General features: G+C 69.4%; 3 protein-coding genes and 1 pseudogene. 3 read left to right on the forward strand and 1 reads right to left on the reverse strand.

Annotation, left to right across the window (positions count from 1 at the left end; translation table 11 throughout):
- Window positions 1-188: pseudogene (locus EYA84_RS26085) on the forward strand (hypothetical protein); the annotation flags it as partial.
- Between the two features lie 31 nt (window positions 189-219).
- Here EYA84_RS26085 and lexA read toward each other — a convergent pair.
- Window positions 220-1,002 (reverse strand): transcriptional repressor LexA, encoded by a 783-nt coding sequence (gene lexA / locus EYA84_RS26090; RefSeq protein WP_131056264.1) that lies wholly within the window; start codon window positions 1,000-1,002, stop codon window positions 220-222.
- A gap of 567 nt (window positions 1,003-1,569) precedes the next feature.
- Between lexA and nrdR the strand changes: the two genes are divergently transcribed.
- Both nrdR and EYA84_RS26100 read left to right on the forward strand, forming a co-directional pair.
- Window positions 1,570-2,058: a transcriptional regulator NrdR gene (gene nrdR / locus EYA84_RS26095; protein ID WP_131056266.1), complete on the forward strand. Its 489-nt coding sequence runs from the start codon at window positions 1,570-1,572 to the stop codon at window positions 2,056-2,058.
- A 73-nt stretch (window positions 2,059-2,131) separates the two neighbouring features.
- Entirely contained in the window at window positions 2,132-5,011 is a 2,880-nt protein-coding gene (locus EYA84_RS26100; protein ID WP_131056268.1) for a vitamin B12-dependent ribonucleotide reductase, read from the forward strand.
- The last annotated feature ends 66 nt before the right edge of the window (window positions 5,012-5,077 follow it).

Here is a 5,077-nt window from a genome sequence, read left to right on the forward strand (position 1 = left end):
GCATGCCCGGCGGTGGGCGGGGCGGACAGTCTGGTGGTGGAGGCCGTGCGGAGCCCCCTCGACGGGGTGGGCCGGGCGGCGAGCCGGACCATCGGGGCCGGCGTTCCGGCCGCTACCGCGAGGACGGCAACGAGCCGTACGGCCAGATGCCGGGCGGCAACTACGGCTACCGGGGCGACCGGTACTGACCCTGGGGGCCAGTACCGGTCGGGTTACGGTCTAGATCCGGCGCAGCACCGCGACCACTCGCCCCATGATCGTGGCGTCGTCACCGGGGATCGGGTCGAAGGCCGGATTCTGCGGCATCAGCCAGACGTGGCCGTCGCGCCGTCGGTAGGTCTTCACGGTCGCCTCGCCGTCCAGCATGGCGGCGACGATCTCGCCGGAGTCAGCGGTCGGCTGCTGCCGGACGACCACCCAGTCGCCGTCGCAGATCGCCGCGTCGAGCATCGAGTCGCCCTTGACCTGGAGCATGAAGACCTCGCCCTCGCCGACCAGCTCACGGGGGAGCGGGAAGACGTCCTCCATCGACTGTTCGGCGAGGATCGGCCCACCGGCGGCGATCCGGCCGAGCATCGGCACGTACGCGGGGGTAGGGCGCTGCGAGCGGGCCAACTCGTCGTCGACGTCGCTGGAGGACCGGACGTCGACCGCGCGGGGGCGATTCGGGTCGCGCCGCAGGAAGCCCTTCTTCTCCAGCTCCTTGAGCTGGTAGGCGACGCTGGACGGGGAGACGAGCCCGACCGCCTCGCCGATCTCCCGCACGCTCGGCGGGTAACCGTGCCGCTCCACCCAGGTGCGGATGAAGTCGAGGATGCGTCGCTGGCGGGCGGTCAGGTCGACCGTCGCCGGGTCGGGGAAACCGCTGACCACCGGCGTCACCGGGCGTACGGCGGGCTGCCCGGAGCGGGCACGGGTGACGCTGCGGCGACGGGCGGCCGGCGGAGCCGCCTCGATGCTCTGCTGCGGGCTCTGCGGCCGGTTGGCCCGGTCCTCGGTCACGTCCGTCCTCCCTGGTCGGCGCTGGGGTGCCTTGGCGGCTCGTGGTGCGCACGGTGATCTGTCGGCCGGTGCGGCGACCATGGTCACCTCCGGCTGTTCATGACCGTATCGGTGAGATCGGTCATTTTCAAACATCTGTACGACCTGTCTCCGCGTGTCGGGGCGGAAAAGCGCGACAGTCGTACGTCCGTTCTGATAAATGGTACGCGTAGTCGAACGTGTGTTCGACCCGGTACGGATTGTCGGTGATCCTGTCCGGTCGGGCGGTAACCCTCGCCACCGGTCCGCGTTGGGCTCTCCGGCTGGGTGGAGAGGGGGTGGCGGATGGGTTGTCGGGTGACGCGCCGGACACGCCGGTCAACTTGACCGCGGATCGCCAGCGACATACGGTCGACCCCTAGATGTAGTAGTCACATTGGCGTAAGTCGCCTACAGGTTGGGTTCGACTACCCACCGCACTTTCCGCACCGCCGAGCCGGCGGCCGTCCTGCGGGCGGCCCCGCCGTCCCTGCGTGCGCCCGGAGGTGGGTGGGAGGCGTACCCGAAGTCGATCAAGGAGGTCGGGCGATGCGGTGTCCGTACTGCCGGCACGCCGACTCCCGGGTGGTCGACTCGCGGGAGGCGGACGACGGTCAGTTGATCCGTCGGCGGCGCTCCTGCCCGGAGTGCGGCAAACGGTTCACCACTGTCGAGGAGGCGGTGCTGGCGGTGGTCAAGCGCAGCGGGGTGACCGAGCCGTTCAGCCGTACGAAGATCATCGGCGGAGTGCGCAAGGCGTGCCAGGGGCGACCGGTCGAGGAGGACTCGATCGCGATCCTGGCGCAGCGGGTCGAGGAGACCATTCGCGCCAAGGGGGCCGCCGAGATCCCGAGCCACGAGGTCGGGCTGGTCATCCTGGGTCCCCTGCGGGACCTGGACGAGGTCGCCTACCTACGGTTCGCCAGCGTCTACCGGTCGTTCGACTCGCTCGCCGACTTCGAGCGGGAGATCGAGACGCTGCGGGCCGCCGCGCGCGCCCGGGAGGGCGACGGGGCCGAGACGGCCCACGCGCAGTGAATGTCTGAGCAGCAGCAGTAGCAGTGACAGTCGGATCACGCGGGGTGCCCGCGTGAGCGAGGGGGCGGATGAGATGTCGGGGGACGGTGTGACAACAAGCAGGTCACGGAACAAGACGAACGCGGGCCTCAAGGTGGAGCGGGTCTGGACCACCGAGGGCGTGCACCCGTACGACGAGGTCGCCTGGGAGCGCCGCGACGTCGTGATGACCAACTGGCGGGACGGCTCGATCAACTTCGAGCAGCGCGGTGTCGAGTACCCGGAGAGTTGGAGCGTCAACGCGGCCAACATCGTGACCACCAAGTACTTCCGGGGCGCGGTGGGCACCCCGGAGCGGGAGTGGTCGCTCAAGCAGCTGATCGACCGGGTGGTCACCACCTACCGCACCGCGGGTGAGGAGTACGGCTACTTCGCCTCCCCGGCCGACGCCGAGATCTTCGCCCACGAGCTGACCTGGATGCTGCTGCACCAGGTGTTCAGCTTCAACTCGCCGGTCTGGTTCAACGTCGGCACGCCGTCGCCGCAGCAGGTCAGCGCCTGTTTCATCCTCGCCGTCGACGACTCGATGGACTCCATCCTCGACTGGTACAAGGAGGAGGGGCTGATCTTCAAGGGCGGCTCCGGCTCCGGCGTCAACCTGTCCCGGATCCGCTCCTCCCGGGAACTGCTCTCCTCCGGCGGCACCGCCTCCGGCCCGGTCAGCTTCATGCGCGGCGCCGACGCGAGCGCCGGCACCATCAAGTCCGGCGGCGCCACCCGGCGAGCGGCCAAGATGGTCATCCTCGACGTCGACCACCCGGACATCGAGGAGTTCGTGGTCACCAAGGCGCGCGAGGAGGACAAGATCCGCGCGCTGCGCGACGCCGGGTTCGACATGGACCTGGGCGGCGCCGACATCGTCAGCGTGCAGTACCAGAACGCCAACAACTCGGTCCGCGTCTCCGACGAGTTCATGGCGGCGGTCGAGCAGGGCGGCGGCTTCGACCTGCGCGGCCGGCTCGACGGCGCGGTGATCGACACCATCGACGCGCAGAAGCTGTTCCGCACCATCTCCCAGGCCGCCTGGGAGTGCGCCGACCCCGGCCTGCAGTACGACGACACCATCAACGACTGGCACACCTGCCCGGAGACCGGCCGGATCACCGCGTCGAATCCGTGCTCGGAGTACCTGCACCTGGACAACTCCTCGTGCAACCTGGCCTCGCTGAACCTGATGAAGTTCCTCCGCGCCGACGGTGGCTTCGAGGTGGAGAAGTTCGTCCGCAGCGTCGAGATGGTCATCACCGCGATGGACATCTCGATCTGCTTCGCCGACTTCCCGACCGAGAAGATCGGCGAGACCACCCGGGCCTACCGGCAGCTCGGCATCGGGTACGCCAACCTCGGCGCCCTGCTGATGGCCTCCGGCCTGCCGTACGACTCGGACCAGGGTCGTTCGCTGTCCGCCGCGATCACCTCGCTGATGACCGGCACGGCGTACCGCCGCTCGGCCGAGCTGGCCGGCATCGTCGGCGCGTACGACGGGTACGCCCGCAACGCCGAGCCGCACAAGCGGGTCATGCGCAAGCACGCCGCCGCCAACGACCAGATCAAGCCGGCCGGCACGGTGGCCACCGCGGTGGTCCGCGAGGCCACCAAGCAGTGGACCCAGGGCAACAAGATCGGCGACCGGAACGGCTGGCGGAACTCGCAGGCCAGCGTGCTCGCGCCGACCGGCACCATCGGCCTGATGATGGACTGCGACACCACCGGCGTCGAGCCGGACCTGGCGCTGGTGAAGTTCAAGAAGCTGGTCGGCGGCGGCTCGATGCAGATCGTCAACCAGACCGTGCCCCGCGCCCTGCGCAGCCTCGGCTACCCCGAGGAGCAGGTCGAGGCGATCGTCGAGCACATCTCCGACCAGGGGCACGTGGTGGACGCCCCCGGCCTGAAGCCGGAGCACTACCCGGTCTTCGACTGCGCCATGGGCGAGCGGTCCATCGCCCCGATGGGCCACGTCCGGATGATGGCGGCGGTCCAGCCGTTCATCTCCGGCGCCATCTCCAAGACGGTCAACATGCCGGAGCAGGCCACCGTCGCCGACGTCGAGAAGATCTACTTCGAGGGCTGGAAGCTCGGCCTCAAGGCGCTGGCGATCTACCGGGACAACTGCAAGGTCGGTCAGCCGCTGTCGGTGGCGAAGAAGAAGACCGCCGAGCCGGAGGCGACCGTCACCGCGGTCGAGCCGGTGGTGGAGAAGGTCGTCGAGTACCGCCCGGTGCGCAAGCGGCTGCCGAAGAAGCGCCCCTCGGAGACCATCTCCTTCTCGGTCGGTGGCGCCGAGGGTTACCTCACCGCCTCGTCCTACCCGGACGACGGCCTCGGCGAGGTCTTCCTCAAGATGTCGAAGCAGGGTTCCACCCTGGCCGGGGTGATGGACGCCTTCTCGGTGGCCATCTCGATCGGCCTGCAGTACGGCGTCCCGCTGGAGACATACGTCAGCAAGTTCACCAACATGCGCTTCGAGCCGGCCGGCATGACCGACGACCCGGACGTGCGGATGGCCGCCTCGGTGATGGACTACATCTTCCGTCGCCTGGCGCTGGACTTCCTGCCCTACGAGCGCCGTGCCGAGATCGGCATCTTCACCGCCAAGGAGCGGGCCGCCCAGCTCGTCGCCGAGGCGGAGGCGGAGGCCAACGGCACGGACCTCACGGCCATGGCCGCGTCCGCCCCGGTCGAGGCCAAGCCGGAGGAGCCGAAGAGCGGCCCGGTCGCCCAGCCGGCTCAGGAACTCGCCGACGCCGCCGCGATCAAGCCGGCACCGTCGGTCGGTTCCAGCACCGAGTTGCTGGAGGCCGTGATCGGCAAGGCCGCCGACGCACCGCTCTGCTTCACCTGCGGTACGAAGATGCGCCCGGCCGGTAGCTGCTACGTCTGCGAGGGCTGCGGCTCCACCAGCGGCTGCAGCTGACGACGAGCACCGAGGAGCCCCGGACGCACACGCGTCCCGGTCTCTTATACCCCTCTGACGCTGCCG

This window comes from Verrucosispora sp. SN26_14.1, from assembly GCF_004307965.1.
Classification (GTDB): domain Bacteria; phylum Actinomycetota; class Actinomycetes; order Mycobacteriales; family Micromonosporaceae; genus Micromonospora.